15 protein-coding genes are annotated in these 19,636 nt (G+C 68.3%); 4 read left to right on the top strand and 11 right to left on the bottom strand.

Annotation, left to right across the window (positions count from 1 at the left end; translation table 11 throughout):
- Positions 1-1,088 precede the first annotated feature (1,088 nt).
- From ACFWP5_RS45490 to ACFWP5_RS45455, 8 genes are all read right to left on the bottom strand, one after another.
- A complete protein-coding gene (locus ACFWP5_RS45490; RefSeq protein WP_384170955.1) occupies positions 1,089-2,210 on the bottom strand; it encodes an ABC transporter ATP-binding protein in 1,122 nt (373 codons plus the stop codon).
- 11 nt (positions 2,211-2,221) lie between these two features.
- Complete coding sequence (locus ACFWP5_RS45485; protein WP_384170953.1) at positions 2,222-3,283, bottom strand: ABC transporter ATP-binding protein; 1,062 nt, start codon at positions 3,281-3,283, stop codon at positions 2,222-2,224.
- Between the two features lie 8 nt (positions 3,284-3,291).
- Positions 3,292-4,272: an ABC transporter permease gene (locus ACFWP5_RS45480; protein WP_384170951.1), complete on the bottom strand. Its 981-nt coding sequence runs from the start codon at positions 4,270-4,272 to the stop codon at positions 3,292-3,294.
- A gap of 94 nt (positions 4,273-4,366) precedes the next feature.
- Complete coding sequence (locus ACFWP5_RS45475; protein ID WP_384170949.1) at positions 4,367-6,175, bottom strand: ABC transporter substrate-binding protein; 1,809 nt, start codon at positions 6,173-6,175, stop codon at positions 4,367-4,369.
- Positions 6,176-6,300: 125 nt separating this feature from the next.
- The gene (locus tag ACFWP5_RS45470) at positions 6,301-7,335 is read right to left on the bottom strand and encodes an ABC transporter permease (protein WP_384170947.1); all 1,035 of its coding nucleotides are present in this window, start codon (positions 7,333-7,335) and stop codon (positions 6,301-6,303) included.
- A 685-nt stretch (positions 7,336-8,020) separates the two neighbouring features.
- A complete protein-coding gene (typA, locus tag ACFWP5_RS45465; protein ID WP_384170945.1) occupies positions 8,021-9,928 on the bottom strand; it encodes a translational GTPase TypA in 1,908 nt (635 codons plus the stop codon).
- A gap of 153 nt (positions 9,929-10,081) precedes the next feature.
- Positions 10,082-10,666 carry a hypothetical protein gene (locus tag ACFWP5_RS45460; protein ID WP_384170943.1) on the bottom strand — a complete coding sequence of 195 codons (585 nt, stop codon included), beginning with the start codon at positions 10,664-10,666 and terminating at the stop codon, positions 10,082-10,084.
- A gap of 105 nt (positions 10,667-10,771) precedes the next feature.
- Positions 10,772-12,940: an ABC transporter family substrate-binding protein gene (locus ACFWP5_RS45455; protein WP_384170941.1), complete on the bottom strand. Its 2,169-nt coding sequence runs from the start codon at positions 12,938-12,940 to the stop codon at positions 10,772-10,774.
- Between the two features lie 293 nt (positions 12,941-13,233).
- On the opposite strand from ACFWP5_RS45455, the gene ACFWP5_RS45450 reads away from it, so the two are divergent.
- Genes ACFWP5_RS45450 through ACFWP5_RS45435 form a run of 4 tightly spaced genes read left to right on the top strand, consistent with a single transcriptional unit; the run spans position 13,234 to position 17,080 of the window.
- Positions 13,234-13,524, top strand: coding sequence for a hypothetical protein (locus ACFWP5_RS45450; RefSeq protein WP_384170939.1), 291 nt, complete (start codon positions 13,234-13,236; stop codon positions 13,522-13,524).
- An 18-nt stretch (positions 13,525-13,542) separates the two neighbouring features.
- Positions 13,543-14,364 (top strand): hypothetical protein, encoded by an 822-nt coding sequence (locus tag ACFWP5_RS45445; protein ID WP_384170937.1) that lies wholly within the window; start codon positions 13,543-13,545, stop codon positions 14,362-14,364.
- On the top strand, positions 14,364-16,307 hold the full coding sequence (locus ACFWP5_RS45440) for a fumarate reductase/succinate dehydrogenase flavoprotein subunit (RefSeq protein WP_384170935.1): 1,944 nt from the start codon (positions 14,364-14,366) through the stop codon (positions 16,305-16,307). Before ACFWP5_RS45445 ends, ACFWP5_RS45440 begins: the two co-directional genes overlap by 1 nt.
- Positions 16,304-17,080, top strand: coding sequence for a succinate dehydrogenase/fumarate reductase iron-sulfur subunit (locus ACFWP5_RS45435; protein WP_384170933.1), 777 nt, complete (start codon positions 16,304-16,306; stop codon positions 17,078-17,080). Before ACFWP5_RS45440 ends, ACFWP5_RS45435 begins: the two co-directional genes overlap by 4 nt.
- Here the strand turns inward: ACFWP5_RS45435 and ACFWP5_RS45430 are convergent.
- From ACFWP5_RS45430 to ACFWP5_RS45420, 3 genes are all read right to left on the bottom strand, one after another.
- A complete protein-coding gene (locus ACFWP5_RS45430) occupies positions 17,055-18,071 on the bottom strand; it encodes a phosphotransferase family protein (protein ID WP_384170931.1) in 1,017 nt (338 codons plus the stop codon). The genes ACFWP5_RS45435 and ACFWP5_RS45430 overlap by 26 nt on opposite strands.
- Complete coding sequence (locus ACFWP5_RS45425; protein WP_384170929.1) at positions 18,068-18,355, bottom strand: hypothetical protein; 288 nt, start codon at positions 18,353-18,355, stop codon at positions 18,068-18,070. The genes ACFWP5_RS45430 and ACFWP5_RS45425 overlap by 4 nt, the downstream gene beginning before the upstream one ends.
- A gap of 81 nt (positions 18,356-18,436) precedes the next feature.
- Positions 18,437-19,570, bottom strand: coding sequence for a hypothetical protein (locus ACFWP5_RS45420; RefSeq protein WP_384170957.1), 1,134 nt, complete (start codon positions 19,568-19,570; stop codon positions 18,437-18,439).
- Positions 19,571-19,636 lie beyond the last annotated feature (66 nt).

The following is a 19,636-nucleotide window of genomic DNA, read 5'->3' as shown; positions in this document are numbered from 1 at the left end:
GGGTGGCTCAGGCATGAATTCCCTTGCCTGTACTGCGTTCCGGGCCGGGGCGGAGGGGCGCGCTCGCGCCTCACCAGCACGCCGGGCCGGCTCAGCGACTACCGCCGGGTGGAGTGCGAGGGGCACGGGTGGGGACTGACCCTATGAGCCATGGGCAGATCCGGGCCGATACGAAGGGGCGCACTGGCGCCTCGCCAGCACGCCGCCTCAGCTCAGCGGCCAACCTCGAGTGGGTGGTTGCTGGAAGCCAGGGGCAAATCTAACCACCGTAATAACCTTTGAATGGTTAGAAAAGACCCCAGCTTCCAGAGGTGGCAGGGTCGGAGCGGGGGCGGGGGCCGGGGCGGGTGGGCGGGGGAGAAATGGGCCGGGAGTGACACTTCCGCTTCGACTGTCACACTTCGGCGGGCGGGGTGCCCCCGGGGAGGGCCGATCGGCAGATGGGAGCCACCGCCGGGGACATCGCCCAAGCCATCGCCTGGGCCGCTGCCCAGAGCCGGCCCGGAGCGGCCCTTCCTCCACACCCATGGCCCAGAGCTGCCCCTCTTGCCCGTCAACCCTCGGCCACGAGCTCCCCAGCACTCCCTGCCTCCCTGCCTCTTGGCCTCTTGGCCTCTTGGCCTCTTGGCCTCTTGGCCTCTTGCGCAGCAAGTCCCCACCGGCCGGTAGCCGCTGAGCCGGCCCGGCGTGCAGGCGAGACGCCAGCGCGCGTCCCCTCACCCCCCCCCGGACCGGAGTTGCGTGCACGCCCATGGGGTCCGCTCCCACCCGTACCCCCTACCCCCCACTCGGGGTTGGCCGCTAAGCCGGCCCGGCGTGCTGGCGAGACGCGAGCGCGCTCCCTCCACTCCGGCCCGGAACGCAGTACAGGCAAGGGGATTCATCCCTTGGCCACCCATCCCTCGGGGCCGCCCGCTCGCTTCTCAAACGGGATTGCGTGAGACGAGTCAAGGGTGGAGCGCAGCGGAATCGGCGCAGCCGACGCGACCGCAGGGAGCGCCCTTTACTCGGCTCACGCAATCCCGACACTGGCCAAGAAGCGGGCGGCCCAACGGTCACTCCACAACACCGTCGAGTTGACCGACGGCCTACTCCTCCAACGACTCCTCCAGCGCAGCCAACGCCGGATCCAGCACGATGTCCTCGCCCCGCCCCTCGATCGTCGGCTCCTCCGGGAAGTGGCAGGCCGTCAGGTGGGCGGCACGGTTGCCCGCGATCTGAATCAGTGGCGGTTCCTCGGTCGCGCACTTGTCCTGGGCCTTCCAGCAGCGAGTGCGGAAGCGGCAGCCGGAGGGGGGCGAGATCGGGGAGGGGACGTCGCCTGCGAGGCGGATGCGTTCGCGGCCGACCGTTTCGTTGTCGCTGAGGTTCACCTCGGGCACCGCGGACAGCAGGGCGTGGGTGTACGGGTGCCGGGGGCGGGTGTAGATGGAGTCGCGGTCGCCCACCTCGATGATCTTGCCGAGGTACATGACCGCCACGCGGTGCGAGAAGTGCCGTACGACTGCGAGGTCGTGGGCGATGAACAGGAACGCGATGCCCAGTTCCCTCTGGACCTCCTGGAGCAGGTTGACCACCTGCGCCTGGATCGAGACGTCCAGGGCCGACACCGGTTCGTCCGCCACGATCAGCTTCGGTTCGAGGGCCAACGCGCGGGCGACACCGATGCGTTGGCGCTGGCCGCCGGAGAACTCGTGCGGGAAGCGGTTGTAGTGCTCGGGGTTGAGACCGACGATCTCCAGGAGTTCGCGGACCCGTTTCTCACGGCCGCCCTCCGGCTGGATGCCGTTGATCTCCATCGGGCCCGAGATGATCTTGCCGACCGTCTGCCGCGGGTTCAGCGACGAGTACGGATCCTGGAAGATCATCTGGATCTCGGAGCGGATCGGCGCCAGTTGTTTCCGGCTGGCGTGCGAGATGTCCTGGCCACGGTAGGAGACCGTGCCGGCCGTCGGCTCCAACAGGCGCGTGATCAGGCGGCCCGTCGTCGACTTGCCGCAGCCCGACTCCCCCACCAGGCCGAAGCTCTCCCCCACGTGGACGGTCAGGTCGATGCCGTCGACGGCCTGGACGGCGCCGACCGTACGGCGGATCGGGAAGCCGCCCTTCACCGGGAAGTGTTTGGTCAGGCCCTCCACCACCAGCAACGGGTCGCCGGAGGCTTCCGGTACCGCGTCGCGCGGGGCGGGCAGGACGAGGTCCTCTGTCATGACGTCTCCTCCTAGCCCAGTCGGGGCTTGATCTCTTCGATGAAGATGGTGCGCTTCTGGTCCGCCGTGAGATGGCATGCCGAGGCGCGGTCGGGGGCGAGCAGCGGGCGTTCGGTGACACAGCGGGTGCCGCCGACCCGGTCCTGGAAGGTGCAGCGGGGGTGGAAGCGGCAGCCCGAGGGTGGGTTCAGGAGTGAGGGCGGGGCTCCGGGGATGGGGTCCAGGGGCGCGCTCAGGTCCGAGTCCAGGCGGGGCATGGAGTTCAACAGGCCCCAGGTGTAGGGGTGTTGAGGTGAGCGGAGGACCTCGTTCGTCGTGCCGCGTTCCACCGCGCTGCCCGCGTACATCACCATGATGTCGTCGGCCATGTCGGCGATCACGCCGAGGTCGTGCGTGATGAAGACGATCCCTGAGCCGAACTCCTGCTGGAGGTCCTTCAGGAGGTCGAGGATCTGGGCCTGGACGGTGACGTCGAGGGCCGTAGTCGGCTCGTCGGCGATCAGCAGGTCCGGGTCGCAGATCAGCGCCATGGCGATCATCGCGCGCTGGCGCATACCGCCGGAGAACTGGTGCGGGTAGTCCTTCGCCCGTTCCTTCGGGTTGGGGATGCCGACCTTGCCGAGCATCTCCACCGCGCGCGCCCAGGCGACCTTCTTCGAGGCGCCCATGTGCTTCATGTACGGCTCGGCGATCTGGCGGCCCACCGTGTAGTACGGGGAGAGGGCGGTCAGCGGGTCCTGGAAGATCATGGCGACCTTGTTGCCGCGCAGCTTCTCCATCTCGGACTCGCGGGCCGTGGTCAACTCCCGGCCGTCCAGGAGGATTTCGCCCTCGACGGTGGTGAACATCGGGTTGTGCAGGCCGAGGATCGTCAGGTTGGTGACCGACTTGCCCGAGCCCGACTCCCCCACGATGCCCAGGGTCTTGCCACGTTGGACGTCGAAGGAGAGACCGTCGACGGCACGCACGATGCCGTCCTCGGTCTTGAAGCTGACATGCAGGTCCCGCACCGAGAGAAAGGCACCCGCGTCGGCCGGCGAAGGAGCGCCGGCTTCCTTGGTCAATGTGGTCACGAGTGCTCCTAGGCCAGCCGCACGCGCGGGTCGATGAAGGCGTAGCAGGCGTCGACGATGATGTTGAAGAGGAGGATCATGGTGGCGGAGAAGATCATCACGCCCAGCAGCAGCGGCAGGTCGCTGAAGAACACCGCCTGGACCGCGAGGTTGCCGAGGCCCGGCAGGCTGAAGGTGTACTCGGTGATGATGGCGCCGCCGAGCAGTGCGCCCAGGTCGATGCCGAAGATGGTGACGATGGGGATCAGCGAACCGCGCCAGGCGTAGCGGAAGAAGACGTATCTGCGGGACATGCCCTTCGCCTTGGCCGTGCGGACGTGTTCCTCCTGGAGCTGTTCGATCATCGCCGAGCGCGCCATACGGGTGTACTGCGCGGCGAAGATCGTGGACAGCACCACCCAGGGGATGATCAGCCCCGCGAACCAGCTGACCGGGTTCGCGGTGAAGTTGTTGTACGCCGGCTTGTCGAAGATGTGGGTCTGGTAGACGAGCAGTGCCAGTGCCAGGGGGCCCAGGAAGTAGATCTGCATCGAACTGAGCACCATCGCCCCGGCCGTGGCCGTCTTGTCGATGATCGTGCCGCGCTTCCAGGCGGCGAGCAGGCCGGTGCCGAGGCCGATGAGCAGGAAGAAGAAGGCGCCGCCGAGGGTGAGCGAGACGGTGGTGGGCAGCCGGTCGATGAGCGTGGCCCAGACCTGGTCGTTGGTGTGGTACGAGTACCCGAAGCACGGGGCGGGGCAAGGGCCTTGGGCGAAGCCGTTGCTGCCCATGACGAGGTTCTTCAGGAAGATCCCGTACTGCGTGCTGATCGGCTTGTCGAGGCCGAGCACATGGTGGATGTTCGCGAGGCTGGTCGGGTTGCACGTCTTGCCGCACATCAGCAGGCCCGGGTCGCGTGGCATCCCGAAGAACAGCAGGAACGTGACGATGCTCAGCAGGAAGAGGATGACGACGGCGCCGAGGAACCGGCGGACGAGGAAGCGCAGCATGACAGGGGCAGCTCTCTGACGTCGGCGGGCCGTCCGGCACCCGGTGCGCCGCCCTGGAGAGGGACGGACGCAACGGGTACCGGACGGACGGCGGTTACTTGACGAACAGGCGACGCGGGTCGACGCCGCCGATGACGTCGTCGTAGACGAGTCCGCCGACCTTGGAGCCGGCGATCTGGGTCTGCTTGTAGTACGCGGTCGGGACGAAGGCGACGAGGTCCTTCACGAGGTACTCGTCGATCTTCTCCCAGGCGGCCGCGGCCTTGACCGGGTCGGTGATCTTGTTCGCCGCGTCGATGTCGGCGTTCACCTTGGGGTCGTTGACCTGCGAGTAGTTCTGCGCACCGTCGGCGATGCCGCGTCCGTCGTAGAGCGGCGGGACGACGGTCGAGGCGGACGGCCAGTCGGCGCCCCACGCGGTGTGGAAGATGTCGTAGTTGTTGTCCAGCTTGCTGACCTGGTCGTAGTAGGTCTCGGCCGGGATCTCCTGGCGCTGGACGTTGAAGCCGGCCTTCTTCAGGCCCGCCGCCATGGCGGTGGAGTACTGCTGGCCCTCGGGGGTGTTGGTGTAGCCGAAGGTCAGCTTCATGTTGAGCTTGCCGGCCTTCTTCAGCAGCGCCTTGGCCTTCTCCGGGTCACCGGCCGGCTTCTTCTTCTTGCCGAACGGGTCGAACGCGGCGTTGTAGCCGGAGACCGTCGGGCTGATGGTGCCGCCGGCGACCTCCATCGCGTCGGTGCCGCCGAAGGCACGCAGGAACGGCGTGATGGGCAGCGCGTAGGCGATGGCCTCACGCACCGTCTTGTCCTTCATGGCCGGGTGGCTGTTGTTGATGTTCATCTGTCCCACGTACGGCTGGTAGCCGGAGATCGTGCGGGACTTCATCTTCGGGTCCTTGAGCACGCTGGACAGGTTGCCCGCGTCGACCTGGTTGTTGAAGCTGATGCCGGTCTGGTCGGCGCCGCTGTCGGCGAGGAGCGCCTTCGTCGACGTCTCGTACTGCTGGTTGAACGTGAAGTTGAACTGGTTCACGTACTGGTGGCGGATCGGGTCCGTCTTCGGGTCCCAGTTGGTGTTCTTCACGAGCACCATCGACTTGCCGGACTTGAACGACTGGATCTTGTACGGGCCGCTCGTCACCGGCGACTTGTCGTACTTCGCCTGGGTGTCGCCCTTGGCGGACACGACGGCGTAGCCCGCCATGGCGAGGGCGTACGGCAGGTCGGCGTGCGCTGTCTTGAAGTGGAAGACGACGGTCTTGGCGTCCGGTGTCTCCAGGACGGTGCTCGGCAGGTGCTTGCCCTTGTACGGGCCGTTCGGCAGCAGCTTGCGGTAGTCGGCGCCGGAGGTGTCGGCCAGCCATTGCTGGAGGTAGGACGGGCCCTGGTTGATGAAGGGCGCGAAGAGCCGCTCGAAGGTCTGGCGGAAGTCCGCGGACGTGATCGGCGTCCCGTCCGCGAACTTTATGCCGTCCTTGAGCGTGTACTTCCAGGTCTTGCCGCCGTCCGTGGTGGTACCGGAGTCGGTGGCGAGGTCGCCGACGACCTCGTGCGATTTGCCGTCGGTGCCGGTCGACTTGTAGCCGGTGAGACCTCGGTGGATCAGGGTCGCGAGCGAGCCCTCGTCCGAGACGTAGATCTGAGCCGGGTCGAGGTGGGCGTAGCTGTCACGCTGGAGCACCTCCATCGTGCCGCCCGACTTGGCGCCCGCCACGGCCGCGGCCGGTCCGGTGGAGTCCGAGGTGTCACCGAACTTGATCGACTTCTGCTGTCTTGCCGCGTTCGCTTTGTCCTTGCTGCTGTTGTCGCTCGCGTCGCTGCCGCCCTTGCTGCAACCGGTGAGCACAAGAGCCCCGGCCGCGAGCACGGAGAGCGCGGCGTATACGTGGCGTCCGCCCCTACTCATCACTCAGTTTCCACCCATCTGTGTGTCACCAGTGCACAAAGAAATTCCCGTGCTGGATCGCCGTGCTGGATCGCTGTGCTGTGTTGCCGTGCGGTATCCGGGCGAGGACGCCCACCAACGGACGGTCAGCGCGCCGTCTTGGGATCGAAGGCGTCCCTGACCGAGTCCCCGAGCAGGTTGAAGGCCACGATGAAGATGATCATCGAGACACCCGGGAAGAACATGTAGGTGATGTCGTTCTGCATCACGAGTTCCGTCGACGCCTTGGAGAACATCTGTCCCCAGTCCGGCGTCGGTTCGACGATGCCCACACCCAGGTAGGACAGCCCGGCCTCGGCGGTCACGAAGCCGGGAAGCATGTACGTGGACTGCACCAGGATCGGCGTGACCACGTTCGGCAGGATCTCCTTGCTGATGATCCGCCAGGGCGAGGCTCCGCTGACCTTGGCCGCCTCGATGAACTCCCGTTCCCGCAGCGCCAGACTGGTGCCGCGCAGGATGCGGGCCAGGCTCATCCAGCCCAGGAACCACTGCACGGCGATGAGGGCCACGACGCGGACGTAGGTCGGCGTCTCGTCGGTCGGGCTCACGAAGAGCGAGACCACGACCGGCATGCTGGCGATGAAGAACAGTTGGGCGGGGAAGGCGAGCAGGAAGTCGATGACCCGGCTGATGAAGTAGTCGGACTTGCCGCCGAGGTAGCCGGCCGCGACGCCGAGCAGGATGCCGGTGAGGACGGTCGCGATCGTCACGCAGACGGAGATCATCAGCGAGGTGCGGATGCCGTAGAGGAGCTTGGTGAACACGTCGTAGCCGTTGCCCGGTTCGAGGCCGAACCAGAACTGGCTGCTGATCCCGCCGTTGGGCTGCAGCGGGACGCCCGCGCTGTCGAAGAGGTCGGGGCGTTCGTCCGCGTACACGGTGTACGGGTCCTTGCCGTACAGCTTGGAGATCAGTGGTGCGAGGAGCCCGACGAGGAAGAAGAAGGCCACCACGTAGGCCGAGATGACGCCGGTGCGGTCGCGCTTGAAGCGGACCCACATCAGCTGGCCGGGCGACCGGCCCTCCAGCTTCTTGGCCTCGGGCTCCGCCTGCGGCCCTGGTTCGCCGTCGACGACGACCGAGGTTCCGCCGCCCTCAATGTCGATAGGACTTGTCACTGTTCGCCCATTTCACAGGTGTGGGTGTGCCGAGCGGGCGACCGGCGCAGGGTGTGCGCGATCACCGATCGGATCTAGGAAAGAGGTCCGGAGCGTCCCGGTGCGGCGGAAGATCCCGCAGCCGGACGCGCGTAGTTGAACGGCGGCACTAGGCCGCCGACCGACTCCTCAGAGCCAATCTCCGTATGGGCGGGCGAAGTTGCTACCGACGGACGGCGTGTCCCATCTGGCGTTCGTGACACCACGCATGGGGCTCCTCCTCATGACTCCACGTGTTCACCAACAGGAGGGGGTTCACGTCTTTCCTCCGCCACCCCTGGCGGAGGGTCAGACACCCCCTGGGGCTCGCGAGTCGGCGCCGTCCCCACGGCGCGATGACCCATTGACCCGAGCGCTACGCGGCTAACTATCTGCCATGTGCCAGGTGCCGACCACTGTCTTTAAATCTCAATTCAGTCACAGCTGTCGCGTACATCTTCCAAAACATGGACAAACTGTTCGATGCGAGAAGGCCACGAAACGGACTTGTTACATGGCTATCGGGCGAGGATCTCCGCATTACGGACACACCGCCCCAGGGAGCGGGTCTAAAACCGGTTGCAAAAAGCCCGGGCGCCCCCAAGATGGGGGCACCCGGGCTCAGTTGGCCGGTATCAGCGCCTCGGACGGCCTGCGATCGTATGCGTCAGCCGTGCTTGGCGCGGCTCGCGGAGCGGCCGCGCTCCTTCTGGTCGAGGACGACCTTGCGGATGCGAACGGCCTCCGGGGTCACCTCGACGCACTCGTCGTCACGGCAGAACTCCAGGGACTGCTCCAGGGAGAGCTTGCGCGGCGGGACGATCGCCTCGAACGAGTCGGCGGCGGCCGAGCGCATGTTGGTGAGCTTCTTCTCCTTGGTGATGTTCACGTCCATGTCGTCGGCGCGCGAGTTCTCGCCGACGATCATGCCCTCGTACACCTCGGTGCCGGGGTCGGTGAACAGCACGCCGCGCTCCTGGAGGTTCGTCATCGCGAACGCGGTGACGGCGCCTGCGCGGTCGGCGACCAGCGAACCGTTGTTACGGGTCGTCAGCACACCGAACCACGGCTCGTGGCCCTCGTGGATGGAGTGGGCGATGCCGGTGCCGCGCGTACCGGTCAGGAACTCGGTACGGAAGCCGATGAGACCGCGGGACGGGACGACGAACTCGAGGCGGACCCAGCCGGAGCCGTGGTTGGACATGTTGTCCATACGGCCCTTGCGGACGCCCATGAGCTGCGTGACCGCGCCCATGTGCTCCTCGGGCACGTCGATCGTCATGCGCTCGACCGGCTCGTACGTCTTGCCCTCGACCTGCTGGGTGACAACCTGAGGCTTGCCGATGGTCAGCTCGAAGCCCTCGCGGCGCATCTGCTCGACCAGGATGGCCAGCGCCAGCTCACCGCGGCCCTGCACCTCCCAGGCGTCGGGACGCTCGGTGTCGAACACGCGCAGCGAGACGTTACCGACCAGCTCACGGTCCAGGCGGTCCTTGACCTGACGGGCGGTCACCTTGCGGTCCTTGACGGCCGCCTTCGCGGAGGCGCCCTTGCCGGTGCCGCCGCGGCCGACCAGCGGCGAGGTGTTCGTACCGATGGTCATGGAGATCGCCGGCTCGTCGACCGTGATGAGCGGCAGCGCGATCGGGTTCTCGAGGTCGGCGAGGGTCTCGCCGATCATGATGTCCGGGATACCGGCCACGGCGCAGATGTCACCGGGGCCCGCCATCTCGGCCGGCTTGCGGGTGAGCGCCTCGGTCATCAGCAGCTCGGTGATGCGCACGTTGGACATCGTGCCGTCGCGCTTGATCCACGTGACGGTCTGGCCCTTGCGCAGCTCGCCCTGCTCGACGCGGAGCAGCGCGATACGGCCGAGGAAGTTGTCGGCGTCCAGGTTGGTGACGTGCGCCTGGAGGGGGGCGGCCTCGTCGAACTCGGGGGCCGGGACGTGCGACAGGATCGTGGTGAAGAAGGGCTCCAGGCTGTCGCTGTCCTGCGGGACGGTGCCGTCCGCGGGCTTGGTCAGCGAGGCCACGCCGTCACGCGCACACGCGTAGACGATGGGGAACTCGATCTGCTCCTCGTCCGCGTCCAGGTCCAGGAAGAGGTCGTACGTCTCGTTGACGACCTCGTCGATCCGGGAGTCCGGGCGGTCCGTCTTGTTGATGCACAGGATGACGGGCAGGCGCTGCTGGAGCGCCTTGCGCAGCACGAAACGGGTCTGGGGCAGCGGGCCCTCGGAGGCGTCGACGAGCAGCACCACCGCGTCCACCATCGACAGACCGCGCTCGACCTCGCCACCGAAGTCGGCGTGGCCCGGGGTGTCGATGATGTTGATGGTGATGACGTCGCCGCCATCCTTCGGGTGGTACTTCACGGCCGTGTTCTTGGCCAGGATCGTGATGCCCTTCTCACGCTCCAGATCGTTCGAGTCCATCATTCGGTCGTCGAGCGATTCGGCGGCGTGCGCGGCGAAGGCACCGGCCTGCTTCAGCATGGCGTCGACGAGGGTCGTCTTCCCGTGGTCGACGTGGGCGACGATGGCGACGTTGCGGATGTCGTGGCGCGTGGCCATATTGCGGCGAACTCCCGGAGAGTGAGGAAGGCCTGCGCGTACGTCTGTGTTACGCGGACCCTGCCGGGCTGGACACGCCACGGCCTTACCCCATCGTACGTGGCGTACGGGGAAGGAGCCTCCGCAGGGCCTTACGGGTGGCGGCGGAACCGGTCAGACGCCGGTCACGGCGGGAGATCCGGCGGGGCACAGTTTCGCCGCGGCGACCTTGGCCGGGGCGCCCTCGGAGGGCTCGGAACAGGGCAGGAACCCGCCGCCGTAGGTGTCCCAGGTGTGCACATGGCCGTGCACCGGCGGGTTCAGTCCACAGGTATATGTGAAGTCGGCCTCGACCAGGTCGACCGACTCCCAGGTGTAGTACGGCTGCCGGGGCCCGACGAGCTCGTTGAGGAAGCCCGTCTCCTCGTGCCCGGCCGTGTCGGACGGCCCGGCGAGCGGGTTGTCCGTCTTGAGGTGGGCGCCCAGCGCCTTGATCACGCGGGCGGGGGCGACGCCCTTGGGCGGGTGGCTCACGGTGGGCCGGTAGACGGTGCCGGAGACGGGTTTGATGACGCCCTGGTACCCGCCGTCGGCGAACGTGATCCGGTCGGGCAGCCCGGTCAGCCGCTCGACGTGCCGGACGCCGGACCAGGCGTACGTCCCGTGCGCGCAGATCGTGGCCGCGTCGGCGGCGAGCCTGCTCTCACCCGCCGTGACACCACAACCCGCCGCCCCCGCCGCCAGCACCACCACGGTCACCGCCGCGCACCGACCCCGCGCAATCCACCCCCGTACGACCACCGCCGCCCCGCGAGTAGCTGCGGGACGGCGGCCGTGCTCGTCATGTCGGGGTGATGTTAATCCTCAGCCCTTGGTCGGGCTGGCCGAGGGGTGGGCGCCCTTCTTCAGGAAGCCCATGTCCTCGTAGACCGGGGTCTGGAAGCCGAAGGAGCCGGCGTTGACGACGGTTCTGCGGGCGGCGGTGAGCTGGGGGCGCTGGTAGAGGGGGATCGAGCCGGCCGCCGCCCAGATGCGGGCGTCGGCCTTGCGGACCAGGGCGGCGGACTCGTCCTCGTCGAGGGTCGAGGCCGCCTGGTCGAAGAGCTGGTCGACCTGGTCGGTGCCGACGCGGGTGTAGTTCTGCTCGACGTTCAGGGAACCGTCCGCGGCCGGGACCGGCTTGGCGAAGATCGGGCGGGCGTCGGTGGCGGGGAAGGCGGACGCGGGCCAGGAGTAGAGGGCTAGGTCGTACTGGCCGGACGCGATGTGGTCCTTGAAGTAGCTGTCGTCGGAGACCTTGGTGATCTCCGTGCGGATGCCGACCTTCTCCAGCATCCGGGAGATGCTGTCGGCGACCGCGCTCAGCGACTCCGAGCCGGTTCCGGAGGGGAGCACGAAGCGGAGGGTGAGCGGCTTGCCGTCCTTGGCGAGCGGCCCGGTCTTCGCGCCCGCCGGGGCTGCCGTGCCCTTCGGGGCGTACGCGCCGGGCGCGCCGCCCTGCTTCACCTTGCGGCCGTCGTACTGCTTGCCGTCGGCGAGGTGCTTGGAGCTCTCGTCGCCGTGCCCGTGCTTCTTGGTGTGGTCCTGCGGGTCCTTGTTGTCCTCGCCGACGATGTACTGCCCGTCGGAGCCGCCCTCGGACTCGGCCTCGTCGTCGGCCTTCTTGCCCTTCTTGCCCTCGGCGCCGGCCGCCTTCTCGCCCTTGTCCTTGAGCGGTCCGCCGGCCACCCAGCCGGCGTCGGCGAGCAGCGCCTGCGCCTCCGTGGTGTCCTGGCCGCCGAGCGCGCCGCTGTTGTCGGCGTACGCGGCCTGCCCGGAGAGCGCGAGGTGGCTGCCGACCGGCACGGCGGGCAGACCGAGCGGCTTGAGTACGACCTTTGCCAGTTCCGTCCGGTCGAGCGCGCGGGCCACCGCACGCCGGACGCGCTCGTCGGCGAGGGGGCCTCCGGAACCGTTCAGGGCGAGCTGCGTGTAGGCGGGCTCGAAGGAGCGGCGGACGGTGAAGGCGCGCAGCGCGTCCTGCTGGCGCAGGAACTCGGCGAGCGCCTTGCGCTGCTTCTTGCCGAGCTTCTTCGCCTTCTGCCGGCTCTCGTTCTTGTTCTCGTCGCTGCTCGTGGGGCTCGCGCCCTGGAGCGGGGTGCTCGTGCCCTTGGCGCGGCCCGCGAGCGCGATACGGTTCGCGTCGGCGGGGTCGATCGCGGCCAGGTCGACCGTGCCGTCGGCGAGCGCGGCGGCCCGCTTGTCGAGGGGTACGGCGTGCAGCACGATCTGGGAGAGCTTCGCGGGCCGGCCCCACCAGTGCGGGTTGCGGCCGAGGACGATCTCCTTGTCCTTGCGGTCGATCTTCTGCACCGAGAACGCGCCGGCGGTGACCTTCAGCTTGCGGCGCGCGCCGTCGTTGAAGGAGTCCGGGGTACCCATGACGTCCTTGGGGTACAGCGGCGAGAACAGCGCCTTCCAGTCGGCGTAGGGCCTGCTGAAGGTGACCTTGACCTCAAGGTTGTTGGCGCCGCGCTCGATCTTCTCGATGCGGTCGTAGCCGGCGTTGCGCGCGGTCCAGTACGCGGAGTCCTTGCCGGACAGGGCGCGCCACTGGGCGGCGAAGTCGGCGGCGCCGATCTCGCGGCCGTCGCTCCACACGGCCCGCTGGTCGAGCTTGTAGAGGACGACCTGCTTGGGCTCGGTGTCGACGACCTTCGCGGACTCCAGGTAGTCGGCGTCGCGCTGCGGGCGCCCCTGGGCGTCGAGCCGGAACATGGCGGGCAGCACGGCCTGGGCGACGCGGGTGGTGGCGTCGTCGGCGTCCGACTGGAACGTGTTGAGGGTCTCCGGTACGTCGTCCACGGCCCAGTTCAGGGTGCCGCCGTCGGCGACCAGGGCACGCCCGACGGGGGCGATGTCCTGTCCGGCCAGCGGCTTGCCCGACTCGTCGTCGGAGCTGCACGCAGCGAGGGTGGGCACCGCGAGCGCGCCCGCGGTGAGGAAGGCGACCGAGCGCATGACCGCGCGCAGTCTGACGCCGTCGTGGGACATCACTGCTACCTCCGGTAAGCCGCGGGGCTTCTGATCACATTTGGTGGAATATGGAGCTGATCAGATCTATGCGGCCACTGAAGAGGAAACGGTTCGCCCTTTCAGGGCGACACGGCGAGGGGCGCCGGGAAGCCCACCCGTGCGGCGCAATGTTCGAATCTGCCCCCGTACACACCAACGCACCCCGGCCAATCCGTGCACACCGCTTCCCACCGGTAGGTGTGGCGCGCAACACTCGCAGGCGCATGAACGTTGCCGTCCAGGGCCGACGCCCGCGGAAGTGAGGTCACGTCATGTCCGTGCACGACGAACTGACGTCAGTCCAGCGCTGTCTCGACGACCTGTTCAGGTCGGTGGGACGGCTGGAGAACCAATTCGGCAGCGGCGGCCTGGAAATGCGCAGGGTCAAGGCCGACGCCGACCGGCTGCGCGAGAGCGTCGCGCTGCTGCGCGACGCCGCACCAGGGATCGAGCGCCCCCGGCGCCCCGATCTCGTCTCCATCCCCGACACCCCCTACGACAACAGCCTGTGGACGGACTCGGACGACGAGGGACTCGGCGCCCACGACCGCCACGCACCCTGAACCGACCGGAGTCCTGACTTGGCCACTGGTACGGAACCCCATCTGAACAGCGGCGGCGTACACACCGGTACGCGCGCCGCGATCGACGCCCCGCATCTGCGGACCGACCGCTGGTGGCTGGCCCCGGCCGTCACCGCCGCCGGACTGCTGGCCTTCGTCGTCTACTCGACATGGCGGGCCTTCGCGGACTCGAACTACTACTCGGCGCCCTACGTCTCGCCGTTCTACTCGCCCTGTCTGGCCGAGCGGTGCCGGACGATGCACGCGGGCCCGAACGCGGATCTCTTCGGGAGCTGGTGGGGCATCTCCCCCGCCATCATCATCCTGATCTTCCCGCTCGGCTTCCGCCTGACCTGCTACTACTACCGCAAGGCCTACTACCGGGGCTTCTGGGCCTCGCCCCCGGCCTGCGCGGTGGCCGAGCCGCACAAGAAGTACAGCGGCGAGACCCGCTTCCCGCTGATCCTGCAGAACGTCCACCGGTACTTCTTCTACGCGGCGCTCCTGGTGGCGGGCACGCTGACGTACGACACCGTGCTGACCTTCCGCGACGAGCACTACCACTGGGGCCACATGGGCCTGGGCACCCTCGTCTTCCTCGTCAACATCGTGCTGATCTGGGCGTACACCCTCTCCTGCCACTCCTGCCGGCACATCGTCGGCGGCAAGCTCAAGCACTTCTCCAAGCATCCCGTGCGCTACAAGGCCTGGCAGTTCGTCGGAAAACTGAACAACCGTCACATGCAGCTGGCCTGGGCTTCGTTGATCAGTGTGGCGGCCGCCGACTTCTACGTGTACCTGGTCGCCTCCGGCGCTTTCAACGATCCGAGGTTCTTCTGATGTCCGTGGTCGAGCGACAGGAGTGGGACGTCGTCGTGGTCGGTGCCGGTGGCGCGGGCCTCCGGGCCGCCATCGAGGCGCGCGAGCGCGGTGCCCGTACGGCGGTGATCTGCAAGTCGCTGTTCGGCAAGGCCCACACGGTGATGGCCGAGGGCGGCATCGCGGCCGCGATGGGCAACGTCAACTCCGGCGACAACTGGCAGGTCCACTTCCGCGACACCCTGCGCGGCGGCAAGTTCCTCAACCAGTGGCGCATGTCGGAGCTGCACGCGAAGGAAGCCCCGGACCGGGTATGGGAGTTGGAGACCTGGGGCGCCCTCTTCGACCGTACCCAGGACGGCCGGATCTCCCAGCGCAACTTCGGCGGCCACGAGTACCCGCGCCTCGCGCACGTCGGCGACCGTACGGGACTTGAGCTGATCCGCACGCTCCAGCAGAAGATCGTGTCGCTCCAGCAGGAGGACCACAAGGAGACCGGCGACTACGAGTCCCGCCTGAAGGTCTATCAGGAGTGCACGGTCACCAGGGTGTTGAAGGACGGCAGCCGGGTCTCCGGTGTCTTCGCCTACGAGCGCGAGACGGGCCGTTTCATGGTCCTCGAAGCCCCCTCCGTGGTGATCGCGACGGGCGGGATCGGCAAGTCCTTCAAGGTGACGTCGAATTCGTGGGAGTACACGGGCGACGGTCACGCGCTGGCGCTGCTCGCCGGGGCACCGCTGCTGAACATGGAGTTCGTGCAGTTCCATCCCACGGGCATGGTCTGGCCGCCGTCCGTGAAGGGCATCCTGGTCACGGAGTCGGTGCGCGGCGACGGCGGGGTGCTGCGCAACTCCGAGGGAAAACGCTTCATGTTCGACTACATCCCCGACGTCTTCAAGGAGAAGTACGCCGAGTCGGAGGCGGAGGGCGACCGCTGGTACGAGGACCCGGACAACAACCGCCGTCCCCCCGAACTGCTCCCCCGCGACGAGGTCGCCCGCGCCATCAACTCCGAGGTGAAGGCGGGCCGCGGCTCACCGCACGGCGGGGTGTTCCTGGACGTGTCGACGCGCATGCCGGCTGAGGTCATCCGGCGCCGACTCCCGTCCATGTACCACCAGTTCAAGGAACTGGCCGACGTCGACATCACGGCGGAGGCGATGGAGGTCGGGCCGACCTGTCACTACGTGATGGGCGGTGTCGCGGTCGAGTCGGACACGGCGGCGGCACGCGGGGTACCGGGGCTGTTCGCGGCCGGTGAGGTGGCCGGCGGCATGCACGGCTCCAACCGGCTGGGCGGCAACTCCCTGTCCGACCTGCTGGTGTTCGGCCGCCGGGCCGGCTGGCACGCGGCGGACCACGCGGCCGACCTGGCGGACAGCCGCCCGCTGGTGGACGACACGGAGGTCGACCTGGCGGCGGCGGAGGCACTGCGCCCCTTCTCCGCCGAGGGCCCGGAGCCCGGCAAGGAGAACGGCCGCCCACCGGAGAACCCGTACACCCTCCACCAGGAACTCCAGCAGACCATGAACGACCTCGTCGGCATCATCCGCCGCGAGGGCGAGATGGAACAGGCGCTGGAGAAACTCGCCGATCTTCGGGTACGGGCCCGCCGGGCCGGAGTCGAGGGCCACCGGCAGTTCAACCCCGGCTGGCATCTCGCCCTGGATCTGCGGAACATGCTGCTGGTCAGCGAGTGCGTGGCCCGGGCCGCCCTGGAGCGCACCGAGTCGCGGGGCGGACACACCCGCGAGGACCACCCCGGCATGAACCGCGACTGGCGCCGCATCAACCTGCTGTGCCAACTGACCGACCCCACCGGCGGGTTGGCGGCCACGGACCCGGTGTCCGGCCAGATCGCCCTGACCCGCGAGACCACCGATCCCATCCGCGCCGACCTGCTCGCCCTCTTCGAGAAGGAAGAGCTGGTCAAGTACCTCGCCGAAGAGGAGCTCTACGAGTGAGCAGCTACGAGGCCCGCTTCAAGGTGTGGCGGGGGGACGTCAAGGGCGGCGGCCTGAAGGACTTCAAGGTCGAGGTCAACGACGGCGAGGTGGTACTCGACATCATCCACCGCCTGCAGGCCACCCAGGCCTCCGACCTCGCCGTGCGCTGGAACTGCAAGGCGGGCAAGTGCGGTTCGTGCTCGGCGGAGGTCAACGGGCGCCCCCGGCTGATGTGCATGACCCGCATGTCGGTGTTCACCCCCGAGGAGACGATCACCGTCACGCCGCTCCGGGCCTTCCCCGTCGTACGGGACCTGGTCACGGACGTCGGCTTCAACTACCAGAAGGCCAGGGAGGTTCCGGCGTTCGTGCCGCCGGAGGGTGTGGGTCTTGGCGAGTACCGGATGATGCAGGAGGACGTCGATCGCTCGCAGGAGTTCCGCAAGTGCATCGAGTGCTTCCTGTGCCAGGACACCTGCCACGTCGTCCGCGACCACGAGGAGAACAAGACGGCGTTCGCCGGCCCCCGATTCCTCATGCGGGTCGCGGAGTTGGACATGCACCCGCTGGACGCGGCGGCCGAGAGCGGCCTCGACCGCAAGAAGACCGCCCAGGACGAACACGGCCTCGGCTACTGCAACATCACCAAGTGCTGCTCCGAGGTCTGCCCCGAGGGCATCCACATCACGGACAACGCGCTGATTCCCTTGAAGGAACGGGCGGTTGACCGCAAGTACGACCCGTTGGTGTGGCTGGGGTCGAAGATCAGGAGGCGTTCTTCAGAAGGGTGAGGACCTGGCCGAGGTTGTGCTCGGCGATGCCGCGCATGAACTCCGGGTCGTGGAAGTCCCCGACGTCGAGGAGGCGCAGGGGGCCGGCCACGAGGGAGAGGTGCATGGCCAGGCGGTAGAGGCGCAGGCGGTTGTCGTCGAGGCCTTCGGTGTCTTCGGTGTCTTCGGTGCGCAGGGCGTCGTAGTGGCGGCCGAAGCGCAGGCGGAGGAAGACGTGCTCCCACTCCACGTCGAAGTACATGAGGCCTTCGATGTCGATGAGGGCGAGGTCGCCGTCGGGGGTCACGCGGACGTGGTCGGGGCCGAGTTCGCCGTGGATGAGGGTGGCGGTTCCGGTGCGAGGTTGGACCCGGTCGGCCAACATCCTTATGGTGTCGGCCAGTTGGGGGTGGGCGGCTGCTGCTCGTGGGTCTCGTGCCGGTAGCTCGTCGAGGTCGCTCAGGGCTCGTTCGACTACGACCGCCTCGCACGAACCGCCGTACGAGGAACCGCCGTTGTCGACGACCGCGACCTTCCCGAAGCGCGGGCCCGCGCAGGTGTGCAGGGTGTCGAGCAGGGCCGCCATCCGCTCCAGCGCGTCCGCCTTCGGTACGGCGGCCGGGTCGCCGTCCAGCAGGTCCTCCAGGGTGCCGCCCGGGAGGTCCTCGACGATGGCCACGTCCGCCGGGAGGTGGGTGTGCGTGGGATCGGCGTGGAGGAGTCGGGGGGCTCGGACACCGGCTGCGGCGAGGCGGTTCGCCGCCGCAGTGAAGAGGGTGAGGCCGGAGGCGTGGGAGAAGGGGGAGCGGGGGTCGCCGGGGCCGGCGTCCCAGAGGTCCTCGTCCGGGGACCAGACGTAGGCGACGGCGGTCGAACCGTCGCCGAGGGCCAGGCGGTAGACGCCCTTCTTCGAACCGCCCCGGAGGCGGGTCACGTCGTTCAGGGTGTGGCCGATGGCGTGGGCGAACGGGGCCAGGTCGGTGCGGGTGAGGGTCTTGCGGGTGGTGGTCATCGGAGTACGGGGCGCTGCGCACGCCACTGCAGTGCACCGCCGAGGACGATCAGGACGAACGCCGTCGCCGCGCCCGCGTCGCCCATGGCCAGGGAATCAGCCCACCAGCGCAGGGACATCCCCGTTGCCATGCCCAGCGCGAAGACCAGCTGCCCGTAGCCCCACAACTCCGGCCGTACGACCCGGCCTCGCAGCGTCGGCGGCATCCGGCCGGTCGTCACCGCGACGACTCCGGTCACCGCCACCAGCAGACAGGCCACCGCGGCCAGTCCCGTCCAGATCATCGCCCACCCCCGTCGGACCGGGCAGATCATCTCATCCACAGCCGTGAACAGCGCCGTGTTTTCCCACACTTGGGCACGCGCTCAGTGCACCCAGTCCTCCTGGTACGCCGTCCAGTCCGCCTCCGTCGCCGCGAAGTCGACGTACAGGGCGACGCCGAAGTTCGTACGGTCCGCGTCCGTGCGGGACAGGCCGAGGCGTACGCCGCGTACGGCGGCGGGGACGGTCTCGGCGGCGCCTCGGTGGCCGAAGCGGTTCTCGTGGTAGAAGGGCAGGCCCATGAGGAGGTCGGTGGAGTCCGGGGTGACCTCCAGGGCGAGCGAGGTCTGCTGGGCGACGTAGCCGCCGTAGAGGCTCTGCAGGGGTTGCATCGTGTCGTACGACATGACGGCGATCTGGTCGACGCGGCGGGCGACCTGGCCGAAGTACGCCTGCGACCACCACTTGGGGTGGTTCGTGACCGTGCCCCAGAAGGAGTGGAAGGCGGGGAGCGGGTCGATCTGGTGGGCGGCGACGGAGAGTTGGGCGTGGTGGGCCCGGGTGACCTCGTGGAGTCTGTCGAGGAGGTCGAGGTAGTTCGCGTCGCCGGAGTGGAGGGGTTCCAGGTCGAAGTGGGCGCCCTCGAAGCCGGCGGCGAGGATCTGGCGGGCGGAGGCGACGATCGCGGTGCGGGTCGCGGCGTTCTGCAGGCGCAGGCCGTCCGGGCTCTCGGTGGCCAGCTTGTCACCCAGCCAGGCCTGGACGCGGACGCCGGGAAGTTCCCTGTGCACCGACTCGATCAACCAGGCCGCCTTGGGGTAGTCCGACGCCGGGAGGGTGCCGTCGTGCTCCAGGGGGCCTGAATGGACGTACAGGTCGCGGATACCGGTGCCTTTCAGACGGCGGGCCAGCGCTGCGATGTCCGCGTCGGTCTTACGACCGTCCACCCACGCGTGGCCCAGCCAGATCGCGTCCTGGTCCCGGGTGTACGTGCCGTCGGAAACGTCACCGGCGTAATTCACGCGGAGGGCGATCTCGGCGGCGAGGGTGGGGAGGAGCAGGGCGAGAACCAGTGCGAGGAGGCTCCGCCGAACCCACGTCGTTTTCCCACCCCGCCCACCCGTACTACTTTCGTCGTCGGGTGCGGGTGGCCCCTGTGGGGGTACAGCGCCATCGGCGGCCTCGGGCGGATCGGTCGCCACAAGCCCGTCGGTCGCCACAAGCCCGTCGGTCGCCACAAGCCCGTCGGTCGCCACAAGCCCGTCGGTCGCCACAAGCCCGTCGGTCGCCACAAGCCCGTCGGT

Origin of the sequence: Streptomyces sp. NPDC058469 (assembly GCF_042721125.1) — a bacterium.
Taxonomy (GTDB): Bacteria; Actinomycetota; Actinomycetes; order Streptomycetales; family Streptomycetaceae; genus Streptomyces.
This window is presented reverse-complemented; position numbering and strand designations above follow the sequence as displayed.